The following is a 261-nucleotide window of genomic DNA, read 5'->3' on the forward strand; positions in this document are numbered from 1 at the left end:
AGTTGGGTGTATTTCTTCATCGTGTGCTTTCCAATTGCGGGTTGAAAAAGTCTAATGATTCTATGAATACACCTAACTTTTTCAACTAACTACAAATGTGTTGCACTTGAGATTTGAATCTGCGTTTTTTAAAATTACCCCAGTTACGGATAAGCCAAAGATTTAATCACATGAATTTTAGGCTTATTCTTTTGGCAAAGTTGATACGCACATAGTGAAGAAAATACGCCTGCTAAAAAACCAGCAATCGAACGATGTTTA

General features: G+C 34.9%; 1 pseudogene. It reads right to left on the reverse strand.

The window, feature by feature from the left end:
• Nucleotides 1-143 precede the first annotated feature (143 nt).
• A pseudogene (locus tag ACEO2X_RS14525) lies at nt 144-261 on the reverse strand (IS982 family transposase); the annotation flags it as partial.

The organism is Acinetobacter sp. AL9 (genome assembly GCF_041464035.1).
GTDB lineage: Bacteria > Pseudomonadota > Gammaproteobacteria > Pseudomonadales > Moraxellaceae > Acinetobacter > Acinetobacter towneri.